The 24,427-nt window shown below is 72.5% G+C and carries 21 protein-coding genes and 1 pseudogene; 17 read left to right on the plus strand and 5 right to left on the minus strand.

The window, feature by feature from the left end:
• Positions 1–41: 41 nt before the first annotated feature.
• Positions 42–1,142, minus strand: a complete 1,101-nt coding sequence (locus BV907_RS01490) for a PrsW family intramembrane metalloprotease (RefSeq protein ID WP_245827717.1) — start codon at positions 1,140–1,142, stop codon at positions 42–44.
• Between the two features lie 420 nt (positions 1,143–1,562).
• Here BV907_RS01490 and pyrR point away from each other — a divergent pair, with 420 nt between their 5' ends.
• The 13 genes from pyrR (at position 1,563) to BV907_RS01555 (ending at position 16,706) form a co-directional block, all read left to right on the plus strand.
• A complete protein-coding gene (gene pyrR / locus BV907_RS01495) occupies positions 1,563–2,138 on the plus strand; it encodes a bifunctional pyr operon transcriptional regulator/uracil phosphoribosyltransferase PyrR (RefSeq protein WP_077487868.1) in 576 nt (191 codons plus the stop codon).
• Complete coding sequence (locus tag BV907_RS01500; protein ID WP_077487869.1) at positions 2,135–3,142, plus strand: aspartate carbamoyltransferase catalytic subunit; 1,008 nt, start codon at positions 2,135–2,137, stop codon at positions 3,140–3,142. The genes pyrR and BV907_RS01500 overlap by 4 nt, the downstream gene beginning before the upstream one ends.
• The gene (locus BV907_RS01505; protein ID WP_077487870.1) at positions 3,139–4,470 is read left to right on the plus strand and encodes a dihydroorotase; all 1,332 of its coding nucleotides are present in this window, start codon (positions 3,139–3,141) and stop codon (positions 4,468–4,470) included. The genes BV907_RS01500 and BV907_RS01505 overlap by 4 nt, the downstream gene beginning before the upstream one ends.
• Complete coding sequence (locus BV907_RS01510) at positions 4,470–5,003, plus strand: PH-like domain-containing protein (RefSeq protein ID WP_077487871.1); 534 nt, start codon at positions 4,470–4,472, stop codon at positions 5,001–5,003. The genes BV907_RS01505 and BV907_RS01510 overlap by 1 nt, the downstream gene beginning before the upstream one ends.
• Complete coding sequence (gene carA, locus BV907_RS01515) at positions 5,000–6,217, plus strand: glutamine-hydrolyzing carbamoyl-phosphate synthase small subunit (protein WP_077487872.1); 1,218 nt, start codon at positions 5,000–5,002, stop codon at positions 6,215–6,217. The genes BV907_RS01510 and carA overlap by 4 nt, the downstream gene beginning before the upstream one ends.
• Entirely contained in the window at positions 6,217–9,582 is a 3,366-nt protein-coding gene (carB, locus tag BV907_RS01520; RefSeq protein ID WP_077487873.1) for a carbamoyl-phosphate synthase large subunit, read from the plus strand. The genes carA and carB overlap by 1 nt, the downstream gene beginning before the upstream one ends.
• The gene (gene pyrF, locus BV907_RS01525; protein ID WP_077487874.1) at positions 9,575–10,468 is read left to right on the plus strand and encodes an orotidine-5'-phosphate decarboxylase; all 894 of its coding nucleotides are present in this window, start codon (positions 9,575–9,577) and stop codon (positions 10,466–10,468) included. Before carB ends, pyrF begins: the two co-directional genes overlap by 8 nt.
• Before the next feature lie 168 nt (positions 10,469–10,636).
• On the plus strand, positions 10,637–10,966 hold the full coding sequence (gene mihF, locus BV907_RS01530) for an integration host factor, actinobacterial type (protein ID WP_077487875.1): 330 nt from the start codon (positions 10,637–10,639) through the stop codon (positions 10,964–10,966).
• Between the two features lie 14 nt (positions 10,967–10,980).
• Positions 10,981–11,601, plus strand: a complete 621-nt coding sequence (gmk, locus tag BV907_RS01535) for a guanylate kinase (RefSeq protein ID WP_245827718.1) — start codon at positions 10,981–10,983, stop codon at positions 11,599–11,601.
• Positions 11,602–11,644: 43 nt separating this feature from the next.
• Positions 11,645–11,920 carry a DNA-directed RNA polymerase subunit omega gene (gene rpoZ, locus BV907_RS01540; protein WP_077487876.1) on the plus strand — a complete coding sequence of 92 codons (276 nt, stop codon included), beginning with the start codon at positions 11,645–11,647 and terminating at the stop codon, positions 11,918–11,920.
• 28 nt (positions 11,921–11,948) lie between these two features.
• Positions 11,949–13,253, plus strand: coding sequence for a bifunctional phosphopantothenoylcysteine decarboxylase/phosphopantothenate--cysteine ligase CoaBC (gene coaBC, locus BV907_RS01545; RefSeq protein WP_077487877.1), 1,305 nt, complete (start codon positions 11,949–11,951; stop codon positions 13,251–13,253).
• Positions 13,250–14,485, plus strand: a complete 1,236-nt coding sequence (gene metK, locus BV907_RS01550; protein WP_077487878.1) for a methionine adenosyltransferase — start codon at positions 13,250–13,252, stop codon at positions 14,483–14,485. Before coaBC ends, metK begins: the two co-directional genes overlap by 4 nt.
• A 49-nt stretch (positions 14,486–14,534) precedes the next feature.
• The gene (locus BV907_RS01555) at positions 14,535–16,706 is read left to right on the plus strand and encodes a primosomal protein N' family DNA-binding protein (RefSeq protein ID WP_077487879.1); all 2,172 of its coding nucleotides are present in this window, start codon (positions 14,535–14,537) and stop codon (positions 16,704–16,706) included.
• Between the two features lie 60 nt (positions 16,707–16,766).
• Here the strand turns inward: BV907_RS01555 and BV907_RS01560 are convergent, their stop codons facing one another.
• Positions 16,767–17,339 carry a Pycsar system effector family protein gene (locus BV907_RS01560; protein ID WP_077487880.1) on the minus strand — a complete coding sequence of 191 codons (573 nt, stop codon included), beginning with the start codon at positions 17,337–17,339 and terminating at the stop codon, positions 16,767–16,769.
• Positions 17,340–17,637: 298 nt separating this feature from the next.
• On the opposite strand from BV907_RS01560, the pseudogene BV907_RS19730 reads away from it, so the two are divergent.
• Positions 17,638–17,933 (plus strand): annotated as a pseudogene (locus BV907_RS19730) (phospholipase effector Tle1 domain-containing protein); the annotation flags it as partial.
• On the plus strand, positions 17,928–18,515 hold the full coding sequence (locus BV907_RS19215; RefSeq protein WP_245827719.1) for a phospholipase effector Tle1 domain-containing protein: 588 nt from the start codon (positions 17,928–17,930) through the stop codon (positions 18,513–18,515). The pseudogene BV907_RS19730 and the gene BV907_RS19215, both read left to right, overlap by 6 nt.
• Positions 18,516–18,683: 168 nt before the next feature.
• Here the strand turns inward: BV907_RS19215 and BV907_RS01570 are convergent, their stop codons facing one another.
• Genes BV907_RS01570 through BV907_RS01580 form a run of 3 tightly spaced genes read right to left on the minus strand, consistent with a single transcriptional unit; the run spans position 18,684 to position 21,804 of the window.
• On the minus strand, positions 18,684–19,817 hold the full coding sequence (locus BV907_RS01570) for a glycosyltransferase family 4 protein (protein ID WP_077487881.1): 1,134 nt from the start codon (positions 19,815–19,817) through the stop codon (positions 18,684–18,686).
• A complete protein-coding gene (locus BV907_RS01575; RefSeq protein WP_245827720.1) occupies positions 19,814–20,722 on the minus strand; it encodes an alpha/beta fold hydrolase in 909 nt (302 codons plus the stop codon). Before BV907_RS01575 ends, BV907_RS01570 begins: the two co-directional genes overlap by 4 nt.
• A 59-nt stretch (positions 20,723–20,781) precedes the next feature.
• Positions 20,782–21,804 carry a sugar-binding transcriptional regulator gene (locus tag BV907_RS01580; RefSeq protein WP_425441587.1) on the minus strand — a complete coding sequence of 341 codons (1,023 nt, stop codon included), beginning with the start codon at positions 21,802–21,804 and terminating at the stop codon, positions 20,782–20,784.
• Positions 21,805–21,910: 106 nt separating this feature from the next.
• Between BV907_RS01580 and BV907_RS01585 the strand changes: the two genes are divergently transcribed.
• Positions 21,911–23,632, plus strand: coding sequence for a glycerol-3-phosphate dehydrogenase/oxidase (locus BV907_RS01585; protein ID WP_077487883.1), 1,722 nt, complete (start codon positions 21,911–21,913; stop codon positions 23,630–23,632).
• Between the two features lie 23 nt (positions 23,633–23,655).
• Entirely contained in the window at positions 23,656–24,408 is a 753-nt protein-coding gene (locus tag BV907_RS01590; RefSeq protein ID WP_077487884.1) for an MIP/aquaporin family protein, read from the plus strand.
• Positions 24,409–24,427 lie beyond the last annotated feature (19 nt).

The following is a 24,427-nucleotide window of genomic DNA, read 5'->3' on the forward strand; positions in this document are numbered from 1 at the left end:
TTCGCCGCGCTGCCCGGGCAATGCCCTGGCCGGGCATCAGCTCACAACGGCCGCTGATGGGCCGGGATGCCGGTCACGGCGGCGCGCAGCTGGACGACCCGATCGAGCAGGGCCCGCTCCGTGCTCGCATGCCCGGCGACCTCCCGGCCGCTCAGCACGCGCTGGCGCGTGGAGGCAAGATCCGTCGCGGCGCGGATGAACTGAACCATCTGCGCCCGCCGTCCCACCGAGGCGGCCCAGCGCAGGCCCGCGGAGCGGCCCCGCGGCGTCGCGAGCATGTCGACCTCGAGGGGCGTGAACCAGCCGGCCTCGGCATACTCGACGAGCCGGCGGTGGGTGAGCCGCGCGTCGGCCCGGCGCAGGAGGTAGACGCCGACGACGGAGGCCGCGAAGAGCGGGATCTGCACGACGGCGTAGAGGATGAAGAAGTCCTCCCCGGCCCCGTTCCAGATGTTGTGCAGGAGCATCGCGGGGACGAGCCCGACGCCGAAGGACACGACGGCGAGCCACGGGCTCCAGCGCCGCGCGGCGAGCCCCATGACGAGTCCCGTCGCGCCCGTGAACATCGCGTGAGCGAAGGGGGACAGCACGCCGCGCAGGGTGAAGACGACGGCGAGCGAGGCCGCGGAGCCCTGGGTCTGCTCGTAGAGCCGGCCGAAGTACAGGATGTTCTCGGTGAAGGCGAAGCCCGCGGCGATCGTCATGCCGAAGACGATCCCGTCCACGGGCCCGTCGAAGTACTTGCGGGCCGCCAGTATCAGGATGAGCAGCCCGAGGCCCTTGGCCACCTCCTCGACGATCGGCGCCTGCACCGTGGCCATGAACTCCATGGTCCTGGCCTCATTCGCCCCGGGCGGGCCGAAGGCGGCCATGAAGAGCGGCTGGAGGAGGGTCGTGGCCGCGACCGCGACGGCGGCGCCCCACGCGAGCGCGAAGACGAGGAGCCCGCGCGGCTCCGGCTCCCAGCGGTCGACGGCGAGGACCGCGAGCAGCACGACGCCCAGGGGGAAGAGCGAGAGCACGAAGCCGACGGTGAGTCCGCCGCTGCCGGTCGCGCCGACGAGGAACGGCACGACCAGCGCGAGGCTGCCCACGACGAGCACGGCCCCGGCGACGAGCAGCACGAGCAGTCCCGGGGCCATGGGCGCCCGCCCGGGGAGCGTGGGGATGGCCCGGGCCGCGGGAGCCGAGGCGGGCGGACGCGTGGCCTTCGGATGGGGAACCGCGGCCGGCCGCGGCTCCCTTCGTGACTCCCTCCGGGGCGGCTCTGTCGTCCCCTCCGGGGGCCGTGGCCCCTGCGGCTGAGGATAGCGCGGGGGCGGCACGAATCCGTCGGGATCGTCGGGTGCCTGCCACGGGCCCGGCTGGTTGCTCGTCATGCCTCAAGGCTAGGCCCGCCGACCCCGCCGTGGGGCCGTGACGGCTCTGACAGCCGCGGAATCCGGGGCGATCCCCTGTGGTAGCGTGGAGGGACAGTCTGTCCTTTTTAATTCCGTCCTGTGAGGCGGGGAAAGGGGTCTGCTGTGGCAACTGCCCCTGCAGAACAACAGGGTGACGGCGGCATGCGCCGCATCGTCCTGAGCGCCGGCGACATCGACCGGGCGCTCACGCGCATCGCGCACGAGATCCTCGAGGCCAACAAGGGCCCGGAGGGACTCGTCCTCCTCGGCATCCCGCGCAGGGGCTACCCCCTCGCCGTCCGGCTCGCGGCCAAGCTCGCCGCGGCCGACCCCGCCGTCGACCCCGAGCGCATCGTCGGCCAGCTCGACATCACGATGTTCCGCGACGACCTCGCGCGCCAGCCCACCCGCCCGCCGGCCCGGACCGTCCTGCCTGCGGGCGGCATCGACGACCGCGTCGTGGTCCTCGTCGACGACGTCCTCTTCTCCGGGCGCACCATCCGGGCCGCGCTGGATGCGATCGTGGACCTCGGCCGCCCCCGCAGCGTCCGGCTCGCCGTCCTGGTCGACCGCGGCCACCGGGAGCTGCCCATCCGCGCGGACCACGTGGGCAAGAACCTCCCCACCTCCCGGGCCGAGAAGGTCCGCGTCCGCCTCGCCGAGGTCGACGCCGGGGCCGGCTTCGCGGAGGACCTCGTCGCCATCGAGTCACTCCCCGCGCAGGAGGAGGCCAGGTGAGGCACCTGCTCTCGACCCACGACCTCTCCCGCGCGGACGCGATCCGGATCCTCGACACGGCCGAGGAGATGAGCGCCGTCAACGACCGCGAGGTCAAGAAGCTCCCCGCCCTGCGGGGCCGCACCGTCGTCAACCTCTTCTTCGAGGACTCGACCCGCACGCGCATCTCCTTCGAGGCCGCGGCGAAGCGGCTCTCGGCGGACGTCATCAACTTCGCCGCGAAGGGTTCCTCGGTGTCGAAGGGCGAATCGCTCAAGGACACGGCGCAGACCCTCGAGGCCATCGGCGCGGACGCCGTCGTCATCCGCCACCCCGCCTCCGGCGCGGCGCAGCGGCTCGCGACGACCGACTGGATCAGCGCCGCCGTCGTCAACGCCGGCGACGGCACGCATGAGCACCCCACCCAGGCGCTCCTCGACGCGTTCACGCTGCGCCGGCACTGGGCGAAGCTCGCGGGCACGCCCTCGGGCGGGACGGACCTCGCCGGGGCCAAGGTGACGATCGTCGGGGACGTCCTGCACTCGCGCGTCGCCCGCTCGAACGTGTGGCTCCTCACGACCCTCGGCGCGCAGGTGACCCTCGTGGCCCCGCCCACGCTCCTGCCGATCGGCGTCGAGCACTGGCCGTGCACGGTCGCCTACGACTTCGACGAGGCCATCGACGCCAAGCCCGACGCCATCATGATGCTCCGCGTCCAGGCCGAGCGCATGAATGCCTCCTACTTCCCCTCCACGGGCGAGTACTCGCGCCGGTGGGGGCTCGGCGACGAGCGCTTCGCGCGTCTGGCCGAGCTCGGCCTCGCGGACACCGTGATCCTGCACCCCGGACCCATGGTCCGCGGGCTCGAGATCTCCTCGACGGCGGCCGACTCGGCACGCTCCCAGGTGCTGCGCCAGGTCGCCAATGGCGTCTCGGTGCGCATGGCCGTCCTCTACCTGCTCCTGTCCTCGGGCCTCTACGCCCAGGACGCCACCGCCGCCCACGCCAAGGAGAGCGCATCATGACCGAGCCGACCCGCTTCCTCCTCTCCGGCGCCTCCCTCTACGGCGAGCGGACGGCGGACATCCTCGTCGCCGACGGGCGCATCGCCGAGGTGGGCACGGGTCTGGACGCCTCGGGCGCGTCCGTCGTCGACGCCGACGGACTCGTCGCCCTGCCCGGCCTCGTCGACGTCCACACGCACCTGCGCGAGCCCGGCCGCGAAGACGCCGAGACGGTCGAGACCGGAACCCGCGCCGCGGCGCTCGGCGGCTACACCGCCGTGCACGCAATGGCCAACAGCAACCCCGTCGCGGACACCGCCGGCGTCGTCGAGCAGGTCCAGACCCTCGGCCGCCGCGCCGGCTGGGCCGAGGTCCGGCCCGTCGGCGCCGTGACCGTGGGCCTCGCGGGCGAGCAGCTCGCCGAGCTCGGCGCCATGGCCGACTCCGCGGCGGCCGTGCGCATGTTCTCGGACGACGGCATCTGCGTGCACGACCCCGTGCTCATGCGCCGCGCCCTCGAGTACGTCAAGGCGTTCGACGGCGTCGTGGCCCAGCACGCGCAGGAGCCGCGCCTCACGGCCGGGGCCCAGATGAATGAGGGCATCGTCTCCGCCGTGCTCGGCCTCCCGGGCTGGCCTGCCGTGGCCGAGGAGAGCATCATCGCCCGCGACGTCCTGCTCGCTGCGCACGTCGGCTCGCGACTGCACGTGTGCCACGTCTCGACGGCCGGCTCGGTCGAGATCATCCGCTGGGCCAAGGCGCGCGGGATCGACGTCACCGCCGAGGTCACGCCGCACCACCTGTGGCTCACCGACGAGCTCGCGCGCACCTACAACCCGGTCTACAAGGTCAACCCGCCGCTGCGCACGGACGACGACGTGCAGGCTCTCCGCGCGGCCCTCGCCGACGGCACGATCGACGTCGTCGGCACCGACCACGCCCCGCACCCGAGCGAGCACAAGGAGTGCGAGTGGGCGCAGGCGGCGATGGGCATGACCGGGCTCGAGACCGCGTTGAGCGTCGTGCAGCACACGATGGTCGAGAGCGGCCTCATGACGTGGCGCGACGTCGCGCGGACGATGTCCGAGGTGCCTGCGCGCATCGGCCGCGTGGCCGACCAGGGCCGACCGATCGCGGCGGGCGAGCCCGCGCACCTGACGCTCGTCGACCCTGCCGCCCGCTGGACGGTGGACCCTGCCGTGCAGGCCACGAAGGGGCGCAACTCGCCCTTCGCGGGCCGCGAGCTGCCGGGCCGGGTCGTCGCGACGTTCTACGCGGGGCATCCGACCGTCCTGGACGGTGCCCTCAACACGCCCCACCCGGCGGCCGAGTCCGCCGGGGCGCGCTGATGGAGCGTCTCGGCCCGGGCCTGCTCATGCTGGCCCTCGCCCTCGCGCTGATGGGGCTCGTCCTCGTCGGCTGGCGGGGGAGGCTGCGCCGGCAGTCCGGGATCGCGGCACCGGCGCCCGTGCCGGACGCGGCGGGCCTCGGGGCGGAGCGGCTGCGCTGCAGCGGGCAGTACGTCGTCACGACGGGCGCGGGCGACTGGCTGGACCGGATCGCCGTGCACAGGCTCGGCGTGCGCACGGCCGCGGACGCCGTCGTGCACGACGCCGGGCTCGTGCTCGAGCGCTCCGGCGCGCCGGACGTGTTCATCTCCGCGGGCGACCTGGACGGCGTCCGGCTCGAGGCGGGCATGGCCGGGAAGTTCGTCGAGGAGGGCGGGCTCGTGGTCGTGTCCTGGCGCCTCGGAGGCACGGCCGTGGACACGGGGTTCCGGCCGCGCTACGCACAGGAGAAGAATGCCCTCGTGGCAGCAATCGGGGATTTGGTACGGACCGCGCCGCGTGACGGCGACGGCGAGGGAAAGAGTGAGCAGTGACTGAGAAGGGTACGAACCTGCGGACGGCCACGACACGGCAGCCGGCCGTGCTCGTCCTGGAGGACGGGCGCGCGTTCCGCGGCCACAGCTACGGGGCCGTCGGCACGAGCCTCGGCGAGGCGGTCTTCGCGACCGGCATGACCGGCTACCAGGAGACCATCACCGATCCCTCGTACGCCCGCCAGATCGTGGTGCAGACCGCGCCGCACATCGGCAACACGGGCGTCAACGGCGAGGACGCCGAGTCCCGCCGGATCTGGGTCGCCGGGTACGTGGTCCGCGACCCCGCGCGGCTCCCCTCGAACTGGCGCAGCGAGCGCAGCCTCGATACGGAGCTCGAGGAGCAGGGGATCGTCGGCATCCAGGGGGTCGACACCCGAGCCATCACGCGCCACCTGCGCGAGCACAAGACCATGCGCGCCGGCATCTTCTCCGGCGACGCCGCCCGGCGCAGCGACGCCGAGCTGCTCGAGACGGTGCTCGCCTCGCTTCCCATGGAGGGCTCGCGCCTGGCCGAGGAGGTCAGCATCGACACGGCCTACACGGTCGAGCCCGCCGACCACGGCTGGGACGGCGAGCCGCGCTTCACGATCGCCGCGATCGACCTCGGCATCAAGTCCATGACCCCGCACCGGTTCGCCGAGCGCGGCGTGCGCGTGCACGTCCTGCCGGCCACGGCGACGCTCGAGGACGTCGAGGCGGTCCGCCCGGACGGGTTCTTCATGTCCAACGGCCCCGGCGACCCCGCGACGGCGGACGCCCAGGTCGGGCTCCTGCGCCAGGTCCTGGACAGCCGCCTGCCCTACTTCGGCATCTGCTTCGGCAACCAGATCCTCGGCCGGGCCCTCGGCTTCGGCACCTACAAGCTGCGCTACGGCCACCGCGGGATCAACCAGCCGGTCATGGACCGCCGCACGGGCAAGGTCGAGATCACGAGCCAGAACCACGGCTTCGCCGTGGACGCCCCGCTCGACGGCGCCCCCGTGGCCCCGGAGGAGCGCTACGGCCGCGTCGAGGTCTCGCACATCAGCCTCAACGACCAGGTCGTCGAGGGCCTCGCGTGCCTCGACATCCCGGCCTTCTCGGTCCAGTACCACCCCGAGGCCGCGGCCGGCCCGCACGACGCCGCGTACCTCTTCGACCGCTTCATCGACCTGATGGAACAGTCCACGTCAGCCACCCCCCGCACCCCCGAGACCGAGGAAGCGAAGTAATGCCGAAGCGTACGGATCTCAAGAGCGTCCTCGTCATCGGGTCCGGCCCGATCGTCATCGGCCAGGCCGCCGAGTTCGACTACTCCGGCACGCAGGCGCTGCGCGTGCTCAAGGAGGAGGGCCTGCGGGTCATCCTCGTCAACTCCAACCCGGCCACGATCATGACCGACCCGGAGTTCGCCGACGCGACCTACGTCGAGCCGATCACCCCCGACGTCGTCGAGAAGATCATCGCCAAGGAGCGCCCGGACGCCGTCCTGCCGACCCTCGGCGGGCAGACCGCGCTCAACACCGCGATCGCGCTCGACAAGGCCGGCGTGCTCGCGAAGTACGACGTCGAGCTCATCGGCGCGAACATCGCCGCGATCGAGCTCGGCGAGGACCGCGAGAAGTTCAAGGGCGTCGTCGAGCGCTGCGGCGCCGAGAGCGCCAAGAGCCACATCATCCACACCATGGACGAGGCCCTCGCCGCGGCCGAGGACCTCGGCTACCCGATGGTCGTCCGGCCGTCCTTCACGATGGGCGGCCTGGGCTCCGGCCTGGCCTACGACGAATCCGACCTGCGCCGGATCGTCGGCCAGGGCCTCCAGTACAGCCCGACGACCGAGGTGCTCCTCGAGGAGAGCATCCTCGGCTGGAAGGAGTACGAGCTCGAGATGATGCGCGACAAGAACGACAACGTCGTGGTCGTGTGCTCGATCGAGAACTTCGACCCGGTCGGCGTCCACACCGGCGACTCGATCACGGTCGCCCCGGCCCTGACCCTGACCGACCGCGAGTACCAGAAGCTGCGCGACGTCGCGATCGCCGTCATCCGCGAGGTCGGCGTCGACACGGGCGGGTGCAACATCCAGTTCGCCGTCGATCCGAAGACGGGCCGCGTCGTCGTCATCGAGATGAACCCGCGCGTGTCCCGCTCCTCGGCGCTCGCGTCGAAGGCCACGGGCTTCGCGATCGCGAAGATCGCCACGAAGCTCTCGCTCGGCTACACGCTGGACGAGATCCCCAACGACATCACCCAGAAGACGCCGGCGAGCTTCGAGCCGACCCTGGACTACGTCGTCGTCAAGGTCCCGCGGTTCGCGTTCGAGAAGTTCCCGGCCGCGGACCCGACGCTCACCACGACCATGAAGAGCGTCGGCGAGGCCATGGCCCTGGGCCGCAACTTCACCGAGGCCCTGCAGAAGGCGCTCCGCTCGCTCGAGCAGAAGGGCGCCCAGCTCGACTTCTCCTCCGTGCCGGAGTACGAGGTCCCCGAGCTCGTCGAGCAGGCCAAGCGCCCCACGACCGACCGCCTCGCCCAGGTGCAGCGGGCCCTCCTCGGCGGAGCGAGCGTCGACGAGCTCTACGCGGCGACGGGCATCGACCCGTGGTTCCTCGACCAGCTGCAGCTGCTCAACGAGGTCGCGGCCGAGATCAAGGCGTCCTCAGCGCTGACCGAGGAGACCCTCCGCCTGGCCAAGCGCCACGGCTTCTCCGACGAGCAGATCGCCGCGCTCACGCACTCGACCGCAGCCGTCGTGCGCGGCGTGCGGCAGGCCCTCGGCGTCCGCCCCGTCTACAAGACCGTGGACACGTGCGCGGCCGAGTTCGCTGCCTACACCCCGTACCACTACTCGTCCTACGACGAGGAGGACGAGGTGGGCCTGCACGCGAAGCCCTCGGTCATCATCCTCGGCTCCGGCCCGAACCGCATCGGCCAGGGCATCGAGTTCGACTACTCGTGCGTGCACGCCTCCATGGCCCTGCGCAAGGCCGGGTACGAGACGGTCATGGTCAACTGCAACCCGGAGACGGTCTCGACCGACTACGACGTCTCGACCCGCCTGTACTTCGAGCCGCTCACGCTCGAGGACGTGCTCGAGGTCATCGCGGCCGAGGAGCGCACGGGCGGCGTCCTGGGCGTCTTCGTCCAGCTCGGCGGCCAGACCCCGCTCAAGCTCGCCCAGCAGCTCGCCGACGCCGGCGTGCCGATCCTCGGCACCTCGCCCGAGGCGATCGACCTCGCCGAGCACCGCGGCGCCTTCGCCAAGGTCCTCGACGACGCCGGGCTGATCTCCCCGAAGAACGGCACGGCGGTGTCCTTCGAGGAGGCCAAGCGGATTGCGGACGAGATCGGCTACCCGGTCCTCGTACGCCCGTCCTACGTGCTCGGCGGCCGCGGCATGGAGATCGTCTACGACGAGGCCAACCTCTCCCGGTACATCGCCAACGCGACCGAGATCACCCCGGACCACCCGGTCCTCATCGACCGCTTCCTCGAGGACGCCGTCGAGATCGACGTCGACGCCCTCTACGACGGGCGTGACCTCTACCTCGGCGGCATCATGGAGCACATCGAGGAGGCCGGCATCCACTCGGGCGACTCCGCGTGCGTCCTGCCGCCCGTGACGCTCGGGGAGAACGTCGTCGAGCGTGTGCGCACCGCCACGGAGGCGATCGCGCAGGGCGTCGGCGTCCGCGGCCTCATCAACATCCAGTTCGCGCTCGCCTCGGACGTCCTCTACGTGCTCGAGGCCAACCCGCGCGCCTCCCGCACCGTTCCCTTCGTCTCGAAGGCCACGGGTGTTCAGCTCGCGAAGGCCGCCGCGCTCATCGGCACCGGCGTGACCATCAACCAGCTGCGCACCGCGTACCGCATGCTGCCCGAGGAGGGCGACGGCGCACACGTGCCGGTCAACGCCCCGGTCGCCGTGAAGGAGGCCGTGCTGCCGTTCAGCCGGTTCCGCACCCCCGAGGGCACGGTCGTGGACAGCCTGCTCGGTCCCGAGATGCGCTCGACCGGCGAGGTCATGGGCATCGACAAGCACTTCGACACGGCGTTTGCGAAGAGCCAGGCGGGGGCCAACAACGCCCTGCCGACGTCGGGCCGCGTGTTCGTCTCGGTCGCGAACCGCGACAAGCGCTCCGTGATCCTCGGCGTGAAGAAGCTCGCGGACCTCGGCTTCGAGATCCTCTCGACCGGGGGAACGGCCGCCGTCCTGCGCCGCAACGGCATCCAGGCCACGGTGGTGCGCAAGGTCGGCGAGGGTCCCGGCCCTGCCGGCGTGGATGGGGGCGAGGGCACGATCGTCGACCTCATCAACGACGGCGGGATCGACATGGTCTTCAACACGCCCTCGGGCGGGGCCGCGCGCGGTGACGGCTACGAGATCCGCGCCGCCGCGACGTCGAACGGCAAGCCATGCATCACGACGGTCGCGGAGTTCAACTTCGCGGTCCTCGCGATCGAGGCCATGCGCAGCTTCGAGTGGAGCGTCACGAGCCTCCAGGAGCACGCGGCGGCGGTGCGCGGCGAGCCCGGCGCGGCGCAGGCGGCGCCGGCTGCGACGGTGTCCTCGGCGACTGGGGTCGCCGGTGCCTGACGCGCCCAGCGTGCCGGCGGAGACCGCCGCCGTGCACCGTGCCCCCTTCGGGGAGCGTCTCGGCGACGCCGTCGCCGAGCGCGGCCCGCTGTGCGTCGGCGTCGACCCGCACCCCTCGCTGCTCGCGGCGTGGGGGCTCGCGGACGACGCCGACGGGCTGCGCCGCTTCTCGCTCACCGTCGTCGAGGCGGTCGCCCCGGTCGCGGCCGCGCTCAAGCCGCAGGTCGCGCTCTATGAGCGGCACGGCTCGGCCGGCATCGCGGTGCTCGAGGAGCTCCTCGCGGCCTCGGCGGATGCCGGCCTGCTCACGATCGCCGATGCCAAGCGCGGGGACATCGGCTCGACCATGGCGGCGTACGCGGACGCGTGGCTGCGCGAGGGCTCCCCGCTCGCGGCCGACGCCGTGACCCTGAGCCCGTACCTCGGCTTCGAGTCGCTGCGCCCGGCCCTCGACCTCGCGGCCGAGACCGGCCGCGGCGCGTTCGTCCTCGCGCTGACCTCGAACCCCGAGGGCGCGTCGGTGCAGCACGTCGGCGGCGGGGGTCCGGACGGCTCCGTCGCTCGGCGCATCGCCGAGGCCGCCGCCGCGGAGAACAGGCGCTACGCCGCGTCCGCGGCGGGCCAGGGTTCCGTCGGGCTCGTGGTCGGCGCGACGGTGGGCGACGCCGTCGGCCGCCTCGGCCTCGACCTCGCCGCGATGGGTGGCCCGATCCTCGCCCCGGGCCTCGGCGCCCAGGGCGCGACGGCCGCCGTCCTGCGCGAGACCTTCGGCGCCGCCTACCCGCAGGTGCTGGGGACGTCGAGCCGCGAGATCCTCGCGGGCGGGCCGAGCGCCGCGGGCGTGCGTGAGCGCGCCGAGCGCACGCTCGCCGAACTCGCGGCCTGAACCCACTGGCGGCGGCCGGCACGGGCCGCCCCTGCCGCACTCGCGAACCGGCCCCCCGCGCCGTTGCCAAGCGCGCGGGGTCCGGCTAGGTTGACCATGCCCCGGGGTGACGGGCCCCGGGCGGGCCCCTCGCGGGCACGGCCCCAGTCAGCCTCCGGAGGTAGCGCCGTGGTCCTGAATCCGTTGACCCCCCAGCAGCGGGCCGAGGCCCTCGCGAAGGCCACCGCCGCGCGCGCGGTGCGGGCCGAGGCCAAGTCCGGGCTCCGCCATGGGACGCTCGCCGTGGGCGAGCTGCTCGAGCGGGCGCGCGAGGACGAGGCCCTGGCCCGGCTCAAGGTCACGGACATGCTCGAGTCCCTGCACGGGATCGGCAGCGTGCGGGCCCTGGCCATCCTCGATGCCCTCGGCATCGCCCCGAGCCGCCGCCTGCGCGGGCTCGGGGTCCACCAGCGGCGCGCGCTGGTAGATTTTCTGGGAGCGCATGAGCGCGAGAACTGACACGGAAGGACAGCGTGGAGCACATCGAAGGCCATGAGCCGGACAGGGCCCGTGCCAAGGAGAGCTGGCTGACGGTCCTCGCGGGTCCGACCGCCGTCGGCAAGGGCACCGTCTCGACCTACATCCGGGACACCTACCCGGAGGTCTGGCTCTCGGTCTCGGCGACCACGCGCGAGCCGCGCCCGGGCGAGACCGACGGCGTCCACTACTTCTTCAAGACCGCCGAGGAGTTCGACCGCCTCGTCACCGAGGGCGCCTTCCTCGAGTGGGCCGTTGTCCACGGGAAGAACCGCTACGGGACCCTGCGCAGCTCTGTCGAGGAGGCGATCGCCGAAGGGCGCCGGGTCCTGCTCGAGATCGACCTCCAGGGCGCCCGCCAGGTCAAGGAGGCGATGCCCGGGGCGCGCTTCGTGTTCCTGGCCCCTCCGAGCTGGGAGGAGATGGTCCGCAGGCTCGTCGGGCGGGGCACGGAGAGCCCCGAGGAACAGCAGCGCCGCCTCGAAACGGCTAAAATAGAACTCGCTGCCGAGCCGGAGTTCGATTTCACCGTCGTCAACGACGATGTCCGGCGGGCAGCGGACGAGCTTGTGTCACTCATGGGGCTGACCCCGCACGCCCGCCAGTCGACGCGCTAGCGTCGCCGGTCCCTGTCTACTTGATCAGAGCATTGGAGAACCCGTGTCCGCGAATTCCGAAGGCATCATCAACCCGCCCATCGACGACCTCCTGACGAAGTCCGACTCCAAGTACGGCCTCGTGATCTTCGGCGCCAAGCGCGCCCGCCAGATCAACGCCTACTACGCCCAGCTGCACGAGGGCCTCTTCGAGTACGTCGGTCCCCTCGTCGACACGCGTCTGAACGAGAAGCCGCTCTCCATCGCGCTGCGCGAGATCAACGACGGCCTGCTCGTCGCCAACCGCGCCGAGGAACCGGCCGAGGGCGACCAGGGCTAGCGGAAGCAGCGGAAAGGAGCGCGGGGGAGTGCGCATCGTCCTCGGCGTGGGCGGCGGGATCGCCGCCTACAAGGCGGCCTCGCTCCTGCGCCTCTTCACGGAGGCCGGCCACGAGGTCACGGCGGTCCCCACGGAGGCCGCCCTCGCCTTCGTCGGCAAGGCCACGTGGGAGGCCCTCTCCGGCCGGTCCGTGCGCACGGACGTGTTCGAGGCGGTTGAGACCGTCAACCACGTCCGGCTCGGGCACGAGGCCGAGCTCGTCGTCGTCGCCCCCGCGACCGCGGACCTGCTCGCGCGCGCAGCCGGCGGCCACGCCGACGACCTGCTCACGAACACCCTCCTCGTCGCCACGTGCCCGGTGCTCATGGCCCCGGCCATGCACACCCAGATGTGGCACCACCCCGCGACCCAGGCCAACATCGCGATCCTGCGCGAGCGCGGCGTGACCGTCCTGGACCCCGCCGTCGGGCGCCTCACGGGCGCCGACACCGGCCCGGGGCGCCTCCCGGAGCCCGAGGAGATCTTCGCCGCGGCGCTCGCCCTCGTGGCACGCGCAGCGCACGACGGCGCTACCTCCTCCGGAGGTGAAGTCACAGCAGGGGACGCCGCCGCGGGGGAGCAGCTCGCCGGGCGACGGCTGCTCGTCTCCGCGGGCGGCACGCGGGAGCCGATCGACCCCGTCCGCTTCCTCGGCAACCGCTCCTCGGGCAAGCAGGGCGCCGCGATCGCGGCGGCGGCCCTGCGCGCGGGCGCGAGCGTGACCTTCGTCGCGGCCCACCTCGACGTCGAGCCGCCCGCCGGGGCCGAGACCGTCCGCGTCGAGACGGCCCTCGAGCTGCGCGACGCGATGCACGAGCACGCGCCCGCGGCCGACGCGATCGTCATGGCCGCCGCCGTCGCCGACTTCCGGCCCGCCCAGCAGCACGGGAGCAAGATCAAGAAGCAGGACAACGCCGCCGACCCCGTCATCACCCTCGTGCGCAACCCCGACATCCTCGCCGAACTCGTCGAGCGCCGCAACGCCGAGGGGCGTGGGCAGCTCATCGTCGGCTTCGCCGCCGAGACGGGGGACGCCGGCGCGGGCGTCCTCGAGTACGCCCAGGCCAAGCTCGCGCGCAAGGGCTGCGAGCTGCTCGTCGTCAACGAGGTCGGCACAGACCGCGTTTTCGGGCTCGACGAGAACAGTGTGACGATCCTCGCACGCGACGGGTCCGAGCCCGAGCACGCGGCGGGAAGCAAGGACGACGTCGCGGACGCCGTCGTACGCCGTGTGACGCGGGAGCTCGCCTCCCGCGCGGGAGGCGGCACCGCAACCAGTAAGGTAGACCAGTGACCCACGCACCTCATGCCGCAGTCGGCCATGCCTCCGACTCGACCGCCCTGCGCCTCTTCACGTCCGAATCCGTGACGGAGGGGCACCCGGACAAGATCTGCGACCAGATCAGCGACGCGATCCTCGACGCCCTGCTCGCGGTCGACCCCGAGTCCAAGGTCGCCGTCGAGACGATGGCCACGACGGGCCTCGTGCATGTCGCCGGCGAGGTCACGACCGACGCCTACGTCGAGATCCCGCAGATCGTGCGGAACACGATCCTCGGCATCGGCTACGACTCCTCGGCCAACGGCTTCGACGGCGCGCGCTGCGGCGTCTCCGTCTCGATCGGGCAGCAGTCCTCGGACATCTTCGAGGGCGTGTTCCACTCGCTCGAGTCCCGCGAGGGCATCTCGGAGGACGAGTACGACCTCCAGGGCGCCGGCGACCAGGGCCTCATGTTCGGCTACGCGTCCGACGAGACCGCCAGCTACATGCCGACGCCGATCTGGCTCGCGCACCGCCTCTCCGAGCGGCTGACCGATGTGCGCAAGAGCGGCGAGCTCCCGTACCTCCGCCCGGACGGCAAAACCCAGGTCACCGTCGGCTACGACGGCGACCGCCCCGTGAGCGTCGAGACGGTCGTGATCTCGAGCCAGCACGCCGAGGGGACCCAGCTCGCGACGCTGCGCGCGGACCTCTCCGAGCACGTCATCCGCCCCGTCCTCGAGGCGAGCCAGCTCGAGACGGAGCACGTGCGCAACATCCTCAACCCCGCGGGCGCCTTCATCATCGGGGGCCCGGTGGGAGACGCCGGCCTCACCGGCCGCAAGATCATCGTCGACACGTATGGCGGCTTCGCGCGCCACGGCGGCGGGGCCTTCTCGGGCAAGGACCCGTCGAAGGTCGACCGCTCGGCCGCGTATGCGATGCGCTGGGTCGCCAAGAACGTCGTCGGGGCCGGGCTCGCGCGCCGCGCCGAGGTCCAGGTCGCGTACGCGATCGGCCAGGCGCGTCCGGTGGGCATCTACGTCGAGACCTTCGGCACCGAGAGCGTCGACCCGCTGCGGATCAGCGCCGCGATCAACGAGATCTTCGACCTGCGCCCCAAGGCGATCATCGAGGCCCTCGACCTCAAGCGGCCCATCTACGCCAAGACGGCCGCGCACGGCCACTTCGGCCGCGACGAGCCGGACTTCACGTGGGAGCGCCTCGACCGGGTCCAGGACCTCAAGGACTTCTTCGACGCCTAGGACTGTCGGTGGCGCATGATGGACTGCCCTCGTGAGCCAAGGAGTTGACGTGCCCGCGCAGCCTTCCGGGGCAGAGCCCGTCCAGCCGTCGCTGCTGAGCGGCTTCCCCGCGGCGCCGCCGCCTCCGACGGGCCCGCGGGCCGCCGCGTCGCTGCCCGTGGCGCGCGTCTGCGTCGAGTCCCCCCTGCCGCAGCTCGACCGGCCGTTCGACTACCTCGTCACCGTGGAGCTCGACGCCGCCGCGGTCCCGGGCGTGCGCGTGCGCGTGCGCATCGCCGGGCAGGAGCACGCGGGGTTCCTCCTCGAGCGGCGCGAGACCTCCGACGCGGGCGTGACGCTCGCGCCCCTCGCCGCCGTCCTCTCGCCCCTGCCCGTGCTCGCCCCCGAGATCGCGGCGCTCGCCACCGCCGTCGCCGAGCGGTGGGCGGGGGCGCTCGGAGACGTGCTGCGCTTCGCGGTCCCGCCCCGCGCTGCCAAGGTCGAGGCTCAGTTCGCCTCCGCCGCGGCCGCCCGCGCCGACGCCCCCGGGGGCGAGGATGGGGCTGGTGACGGGGCGGCTCCCGGCCCCGAGGCGCCCGATGCAGAGGGTGCCGCTCTCCCGGGGCCGACCGCCGGTCCTGGCGACGACGCCGGCTGGGCCGCCCTCCGGCACGGCCCGGCGTTCCTGCGCCACCTTGCCGCGGGCGGCAGCCCCCGCGCCGTCCTCCAGGCGGTCCACGGCTACGGGCCTGCGGGCTGGCCCGCGACGGTGGCCCGCGCGGTCGCCGCCGCCCTCGCCTCGGGCCGCGGCGCCCTGGTCGTCGTCCCCGACCGCCGCGACCTCGCCCGCGTCCACGCCGCCGTCGAGCGCGCCGTGCCGGGCGAGCGCGTCGTCCGCCTCTCGGCCGAGGACGGCCCGAGCACGCGCTCGCGCGCCTTCCTCGAGCTCCTCACCGGCCGGGCGCGGGTCGCCGTCGGCATGCGCGGCGCCGTGTTCGGCCCGGTGCGGGATCTCGGCCTCATCGTCTGCTGGGACGACGGCGACGACCTCCACGCCGAGCCCCGCGCCCCGTACTTCCATGCCCGCGAGGTGCTCCTCCTGCGCGCCGAGCAGGCCGGGTGCGCGCTCCTGCTCGCGGGGCACAGCGTCTCCGCCGAGGCCGAGCGGCTCGTCGCCTCCGGCTGGCTGCAGCGGATCGCGGCCGAGCGGCCGACCCTGCGCCGTGAGCTGGCCCGGGTCACGAGCACCGCGGACAGCGTCGAGTCGGCCCGCGATCCGCTCGCCCGCGTCGCCCGCCTGCCGCACGCGGCGTGGCAGCTGGCCCGCGAGGCGCTCGCGCGCGGGCCGGTCCTCGTCCAGGTCGCCCGGGCGGGGTATGCGCCGTCGCTCGCGTGCGCGGCCTGCCGCGAGCCCGCCCGCTGCCGGCACTGCTCGGGCCCCCTCGCCGAGCAGGCCTCGGGGCGCGAGCGGCTCGTCGCGTGCCGGTGGTGCGGCATCCCCGAGCTCGACTTCTCCTGCCGGTCCTGCGGGGGCCGCAGCCTGCGCCGCAGCACCGTGGGTGCCCTGCGCACGGCCGAGGAGCTCGGCCGGGCGTTCCCCGGCGCCGTCGTCGTGACGTCCTCGGGGGATGCGGTCAAGGACGAGGTGCCGGACGCCCCTGCGCTCGTCGTCGCGACCGTCGGCGCCGAGCCGGTCGCGCCCTCGGGCTACGCGGCGGCAGTCCTGCTCGACGGCGAGGCCCTGCTCCGGCGGGAGTCCCTGCGCGCGGGGGAGGAGGCCCTGCGCCGGTGGCTCAACGCCGTGGCCCTCGTCCGCCCGGTCCGGGACGGGGGACGGGCCGTGATCACGGCGGGGGACAGCGAGGCCGTCGACGCGCTCGTCCGCTGGGACCCGGCCGGCTTCGCCGCACGCGAGCTCGGCCTGCGGCGCGAGCTCGGCCTGCCGCCGGCGGTCCGGGTCGCGGCCGTGACGGGAGCGCGCGCCGACGTCGAGGCGTTCCTCGCCGCCGCCGCCGGGGTCACGGGCCTTCCGGGGGTCCGCACGGTCGGACCGGTCGACGTCGCGCCGCTGCCGGCGCCGGACGCTCAGGATGCACAGAGGGACTCGCGCGCGCTCGTCTTCTTCCCCATCGGCGAGGGGGCGGCCGTCACCCGCGGGCTCCGGTCCGCGCGGATCTCGCAGGCCGCCCGGCGGACGGCCGGCCCCGTGCAGCTGCGCGTCGACGCCCCCGACGTCCTCTGAGGGCGCATCCGGCGTCGGCGCCACTGGATGCTGGCGATTCTCTCCTGGGATCAGCTCTTCTCAGGTGCCGCTCGTGCCGGTCGATGCAAGCCCTGCCAGATGGAGCGCATTCGCCAGGACAAGCAGAACGAAGCTGGCGGCAGCGGCGACGAACGCCCGATTGGTCCAGTTCGCCCTGACACGCATGAACCTCGCCATGACGGTGATCTGGTGGAGACGCACTTGGGTTTCGAGCTCCTCGGTCACCTGGCCGGCCGCGTCCTGGAAGTCCGCCGGGTCGACCTCCGCGATGCGCGCCCAGGACCAGAGGTGACCGACGCCCACCGAAGCCGGCCGAGGACTGGAACCGCGACGGACATGGAGTGCGATGAGGGCGCAGGTCACCGAGGCAGCAAGCAGCGCGAGAGCGAGCAGGACGATGGAGCCGACGACGGGACCGGCAAGGGCGGCACTCCTGGCAACCTCATCCGGCGAAGTGGACACCACCGCTCCGATGGCCGAGGCGATGAGCCCGTCCAGGGTGAGGACCATCTGCGCGCGACCGTACAAGTCCCGATTGTTGGTGAGCAGGTCCTCGTGCAGGCTTCGGGCAAAGGCCAGTGCGGGCGGCGTCGGTGCTTCCTCGTGGCTCATCCCGCCACCTGCAGGATCTCCGCCGTCATTGCATTCCCTGCCCGCCCACTGTCCCCAGCCATACTGCGAGCGTAAGGAGCAAGGCCGGTGCACAACAGATTCGGAGCAAAGGCCCCGGGTCTAACTTGCCTCCACGATCGCCGAATTCGGCGACGCCTTACCAGGACGCGCCGTTCATGATGGAGTGCTAGGTGAATCCGACGGTTGGCGGCTCGTCGCATTCCGCTGGAAGTGGACTGGGGGGACCATGAAGCGCATTGTCGTATGCTGCGACGGCACGTGGGATCTGCCGGACCAGATGACAGACGGCTGTCGGGGCCCCACGAACGTGGTCAAGCTCTTCCGGGCTTTGGCCCGCCATGACAGGAGGGGCGTGGAGCAGCGCCGTTTCTACATTCGAGGTGTCGGGACGGGCCGGTGGGACCGGATCCGGGGCGGAGCCTTCGGGTTCGGCCTTTCCCGCAACGTCCGCAGGGCGTACAGGAAGATCGTCGAGAGCTTCGAACCCGGCGACGAGATCTTCCTGATCGGCTTCAGCCGCGGGGCGTTCACGGCCCGCAGCACAGCGGGCCTCATCCGGAACTGCGGATGGCTTCGCCCAGAGCACGCGGACCGGCTGGACGAGGCCTATGCGCTCTACATGGAGCGGAGCCCAACAGGCGCTGGCAGTTCCACGACACCGACCTCTCCACCAAAGTCGACTTCGCCTTCCAGGCCCTTTCCATTGACGAGAAGCGGAAGCCCTTCCAACCGACGCTCTGGCGCCAGCAGGCTGAGGCCCGCGGCCACCAGCATCTGGAGCAGGTCTGGTTTTTCGGAACCCACTGCGACGTGGGGGGAGGCAATCCCGAACCGTCGCTGTCCGATGTGCCCCTGGTGTGGATCGCGCAACGGCTCCAGTCCCTCTGCGGGCTCGCCTTCAAGGGCTTCCCGTCCACGCACCCGAACCCGCTCGGACCGCTCACCGAATCCCAGACCGGATTCTGGTGCGTCCTGCCTCCATATCCGAGGCCGATCGGTGCGGCGGACCATGAACGCATTGCCTCCACGGCGCTACGGCGGTACGAGATGGACGACGACTACAGTCCGTCGAACCTGATCGCCCATCTCGACGACCCCCATCGGTTCGTCGAGATGGGAGAGCGCCGGCCCGGCGACCACTCTGCGCAAGGGTGATCTGCTGGAGCTTCACCAACGTGGTGTCGTCCGACTCCGGCAGTTCCGTTCCCGCCGTCAAGTACGCTTTAGGCGCACTTGGCGGCCGGAACTGGACTGCGGGACGGCCGAGGGCCGGACGCGACGAGCACGAGGCGTTCGTCACCGGCCCGCGCGTTGCGGGCCCGGTCAGCGGTCCCCGGCGCCGCGCCCGAGGCGCCCGAGCCAGCCGGGCCGGCGTCGGCCGCGGGAGGCGAACTCCGCCCGCGCGTCCTCCGCCGCGGCGAGCAGCGCCTCCGCCGACCGGTCCCAGCTGAACTCCCCGGCCCGGGCCAGGGCGGCGCGCGAGGCCGTCTCCCACGCCCCGGGCGCCTCGAGGGCGCGCACCGCGGCGGCGAACTCGGCGGGGGAGTCGGGATCGACGAGGGCCGTCCCGGTACCGCCGACCTCGCGGAAGATCGGGATGTCGCTTGCGATGACGGGGGTGCCGAGGCTCATGGCCTCGACGAGCGGGAGGCCGTAGCCCTCGGAGCGCGAGAGGCTCACGAGCGCAGTCGCGCGCAGCAGAAGCCCCTCGTACTCCGCCTCGCTCACGCCGTTGTGGAACACGAGCCGAGCCCCGGCGGGGGCGAGCGCCTCGAGCTCGGCGCGGCGGGCGAGGCTGATCCGGCTCAGGAGATGGAGCTCGTACTCGGGGAGGTCCCGCATGCCGGCGATGGCCGTCTCGACGTTCTTGTACGGCATGAACGAGCCCATGTAGACGAGCATGCGTTCTGCGCCTCCGTCGGACGCCCGCGGAGCGCGGCCCGGCTGCGGGGCGTTGCCGACGATGCGCACGGGCCGCCGGGTGAGCCGCTTGCCGGCCATGAGCGCCTCAGTCGTGTGGCTCACGGTGGCGACGACGTCCGCGCGGTCGAGCAGGAGCCGCTGCGGCCAGTACGCCATGTGGTAGAGGCGCCAGAGCAGGCGGACGGGGGCAGGCAGGAAGCCGGGCGGCTGCGGGTGCACGTAGTAGATGAGGTCGTGCAGCGTGAGGATGAGCGGGTACCGGCGCCCCCACGTGCCCATGGTCTGCATGGGGCAGAAGACGACGTCCGGCGCGAGCCGGTTGACCCGCGCGGCGATGAACAGCTCGGCGGGGGAGAGCGGGCTCGAGACCAGGACGTGCGGCACGGCGGGCAGGAGGGCGAGCTGGCGCTCGTCGCTGACAAGCATCGCGACGTCGGCGCGCTTCGCGACGGCCTCGATGAGGCTCGCGCCGTAGCGGCTGATCCCGTCGTGCTGGTCGGTGCGCGTGAAGCGCGCGTCGATCAGGATCCTCACGCGGCGGCCTCCTCGAGGAATGCGGTGATCGCCGCGGCGGCCGGCTGCGGCGTCTCGTAGTGGATCAGATGCCCGACGCCGGGGATGACGGTCAGGCGCGCGTCCGGCAGGAGCGACGCGAACCGGCGGACGTCCGGCAGGTGCGCGACCTCGTCGCGGTCGCCGGCGATGAGCAGCACGGGAAGCGCGAGGCCGTCCGGGGCCTCGGCGGCGTGGTGCGAGATGGAGGCCTTGAACGCCTCGAGGAGCATCGAGCGCGAGGCGAACTCGCTGAAGTGCTCCTCGTGCTGGGCGTGGACGAAGCGGCGCAGGTCCGGCTCGCGCGTCTTGGCCATCGTCTCGCTCATGACGCGCACGATCGCCGGCGAGCGCAGGAGCGCCGCGCCGGCCCGCTCGGGGAGCCGCGCCGCGGCCCAGTAGTAGAGCTCGGCGAGCCGGCTCATGATCGCCTGCGGCCCCTCGAGGGCGGGCGCCGAGATCGGGTTGACGAGGACGAGCCGCGTGAACCGCCCCGGGTGCGCCGCGAGGAAGTGGGACGTGACGATCGAGCCGAAGGAGTGGCCGAGGAGGACCGTCTCGGGGCCGAGCCCGAGGGCGTCCGCGAGGGCGCCGAGCCACGCGCCGTAGCCCGCGATGTCGTGCCGGCCCTCCGCGAGGACGTCCGAGGCGCCGAAGCCGGGCAGGTCTGGCATGACGACCCGGACGCCCGGGAGGGCATCCACGACGCGCAGGAGGCCGTGGTGCGTCCCGCGGAAGCCATGCACCGCGAGGATCGTGGGCGGCTCCCCGGCGGCTGGCGGGCGGGCAGGCTCGTAGGTGAACACGGCGGTCTCTGCGCCCAGGACGTCCACCGTGCTGCGCCGCTCCCGCTCCTCCAGCTGGGAGGAGAGGAAGGGCTGTGCCATTGGCGCCGCCATCAGGTCACCGTCGGGATGGGGGTCATGGGTCCAATCTACCGGCGCGCTCAGGCCTGCTCGGCCAGGAGGGCGCGGGCCGTCGCCTCGTCGACGATGAGCTCCGTCGCGAGCCGGGCGTTGAGGGCGCCGCGCAGGGCGGCGGCCTTGGACGGGCCCGAGACGACGCACAGCCGCCGCGGGACCGTCCGGAGTGCCGCGAGGTCCGGGCCCGTGCCTCGGGCGTTGAGCCCGATCCCCTCCGAGGAGCCGTCCTCGCGGAAGAACACGGTCGCGACGTCCCCCACGACGCCCTCTGCCGCAAGGGACTCGAGGTCCGCCGCGTCGAGGTAGCCGCTCGAGTAGACGTGGCTCGGGACGTCGGCGTGCACGGAGCCCACGCCGAAGACAGCGAGGCCCATGCGCGCCTGCACCTCGAGCACGCGCCGCACGCTGCGCTCACGCCACATCCAGGCCTTCGTCTCCGGGCGGTCGAAGAAGGCTGGCACGGGGAACTCCTCGACGGCGGCGTCGAAGGCGGTGGCGAAGCGGCGCATGATCTCGCTCGCGTAGCCGAGGCCCATGGTCTGGGTGTTGGCGGCCCCGTTGAGCTGGACGACGGTGCTCCCGTGCGTGGGCCTGCGCCCGAGGTGGCGGCTCATCGCGCTCACCGTTGATCCCCACGCGATGCCGATCACGCTCCGCGACTCGACGAGCGAGGTGAGGGTCCGCGCCGCGTACAGCGCAACCCTGTCGAGCGACTCGGCCTCGCTGAGGTTCTCGACCTGTGGCACGACGTGGACGGACTGGGGCGCGAGTCCGAAGCGGTCCGACACCTCGTCCTCGAGCTCGGCCGCCGTGTCCACGGGGCTGTGGATCTGGATCTGCACGAGCCCCTCCCCGCGGGCGAAGGAGAGCAGCCGCGACACCGTGGACCTCGAGGTGCGCAGCTGCCGCGCGATGCTGTCCATCGTGAGGTCCTGGAGGTAGTACATCCGGGCCGCCATGAGGGCGTCGTGGTGCCGGCGGGTCGCGGGATTCTGTGCGGCCAGGGCTCCCTGCTGCGGGTCCCGGCCGGTCTCGGGCGTGCTCATGGGGCTGCCTTCCTGCACGTTTGTGCAAAGTGGTTGATCTTGTTGTGCAGCTCTTCCAAGAATTATCGCGAGCGCTCCCCGCATCGACCACCCGCAAGGAGTAACCGTGGCACCAGACCTTCCCGTCCCCGCCCATCGCGCACAGGCCGAAGCCCTCCGATCCGCTCCGCGGGCCCGTGTGCTCGTCATCGGCGGAGGCATCAACGGCGTCGGCATCTTCCGTGACCTTGCCCTCCAGGGCGTCGAGGTCGCCCTCGTCGAGCGCGGCGACTACTGCGCGGGAGCGTCCGGCGCGTCGTCGCACATGATCCACGGCGGCATCCGCTACCTCGAGAACGGCGAATTCCGCCTCGTCCAGGAGTCCGTCGCCGAACGCAACCGCCTCCTGCGCATCGCGCCGCACTACGTCAAGCCCCTCGAGACGACGATCCCCGTCTTCTCGACGTTCTCCGGGATCCTGAGCGCGCCCCTGCGCTTCCTCACCCACCGCTCGGGCCGGCCGCAGGAGCGCGGCGCCGTGCTCATCAAGCTCGGGCTGAGCCTGTACGACGCGTTCTCCCGGGACGGCGGAGCCGTTCCCCGGCACCGCTTCGTCGGGCGGAAGCGCGCCCTCGCGGAGCTTCCCGCCCTGCGGTCGGACGTCAAGTACGCCGCGACGTACTTCGACGCGTCCGTGCACGACCCCGAGCGGCTCACGCTCGACGTCCTGCGCGACGGCCTGACCGCCGGTCCGCACGCGAGGGCGAGCAACTACGTCAGCGCGGTCGGCGTGTCCGACGGCGCCGTCCTCCTGCGGGACGAGGTCACCAGCGAGGAGTTCGCCTTCCACGCCGACGTCGTCGTGAACACGACCGGCGCCTGGGTGGACCGCACCAACAGCGCGCTCGGCGCCGGCACCGCCTTCATGGGAGGCACGAAGGGATCCCACATCGTCCTCGATCATCCCGGGCTGCATGCGGCGTGCGCGGGACGCGAGATCTTCTTCGAGCACAGCGACGGCCGGATCGTGCTCATCTACCCCCTCGGCGACCGCGTGCTCGTCGGGACCACCGACGTCGCCGCGGGGGACGACCTCGAACCCACGTGCACCGACGCCGAGGTCCAGTACTTCTTCGACCTCATCCACCACGTCTTCCCGGGCCTCACCGTGGACCGCAGCAGCATCGTCTACACGTTCTCCGGAGTGCGGCCCCTGCCTCGGCAGGACGACACGGCCCCGGGGTTCGTGTCGCGGGACTACCGCCTCGAGAGGGCTAAGCTCCCGGGCGGGACAAGCCCCATGCTGAGCCTCGTCGGCGGCAAGTGGACGACCTTCCGTGCCCTGTCCGAGCGGGTCGCGGACGAGGTGCTCGGCCTCCTCGGGCGTGCCCGCACCGTGGGCACGGCCGACCTCCCCATCGGCGGCGGCAACGGGTTCCCTGCCGGCCCCGAGGAGATCCGGGCATGGGTGGGCGCGCACAGCGGGCCGGGTGTCGACGCCGCCCGCGCCCGGACGCTGCTGGCCCGGTACGGCACGCGGGCGGAGCAGGTCATGGCCCATCTCGCCGCCGGTGAGGACAGCCCGCTCCGGACCACACAGGAGCTGAGCGTGCGCGAGCTGGCCTGGATGGTGACGCACGAGCAGGCCGCCCATGTCGAGGACGTGCTGCTGCGCAGGACGTCCCTCGCGTTCCGCGGCCTCGTCACGGGTGAGCTCGTCCACGAGATCGCCGAGCACCTCGCGCCCACCCTGGGCTGGGACGCGGAACAGACCCAGCAGGAGGTGCGGCGAGCCCTCGCCACCCTGTCCGAACGCCACCGCGTCGACGTCGAGCAGCTCGTCTCCTGACGCGCCCCCGAAAGGAGTCAAAGATGCCTCTAGGACATGTGTTCCTCTCCGAAGTGCTCGGGACGAGCATGCTGACGCTGCTCGGCTGCGGCGTCGTCGCCAACGTCGTGCTCAAGGGCACCAAGGGCCACGCCGGCGGCTTCCTCATGATCACGTGGGGGTGGGGCATCGCCGTGTTCTCCGGCGTCTACGTCGCCGCGGCGTCCGGCGCCCACCTCAATCCCGCCGTGACCCTCGGCCTGCTCGCCAACGGAAGGGCCGAGTACGCGCCCGGCGTCGCCGTCGACCCCGCCTCGACTCTGGCCTACCTCGTGGGCGAAGTCGCCGGCGCGTTCCTCGGCGCCGTCGTCTGCTGGCTCGCGTACAAGCAGCACTTCGACCACGAAGAGAACCCGGCCATGAAGCTCGGCACGTTCTCCACGGGGCCGGCCATCGGCTCGGCGCCCTGGAACCTGCTCACCGAGATCATCGGCACGTTCGTCCTCGTGCTCGTCGTCCTCTCGTTCGGAGGGACCCCGTCGGGCCTCGGGCCGCTCGCCGTCGCGCTCCTCGTCGTCGGCATCGGCGTCTCCCTCGGGGGGCCGACCGGCTATGCGATCAATCCCGCCCGCGACCTCGGTCCCCGCATCGCCCACGCCATCCTGCCGATCAGGGGCAAAGGGCCGAGCAACTGGAGATACTCGTGGATACCGATCGTCGGCCCGACCGTCGGCGGCGTCGCCGCCGGACACGTCGCGCTGTGGACGCCGGGCGTCCTCGCGTCCGTCGTCCACTAGCACCACAGCCTCACCTCTG

Origin of the sequence: Sinomonas mesophila (assembly GCF_001999765.1) — a bacterium.
Taxonomy (GTDB): Bacteria; Actinomycetota; Actinomycetes; order Actinomycetales; family Micrococcaceae; genus Sinomonas; species Sinomonas mesophila.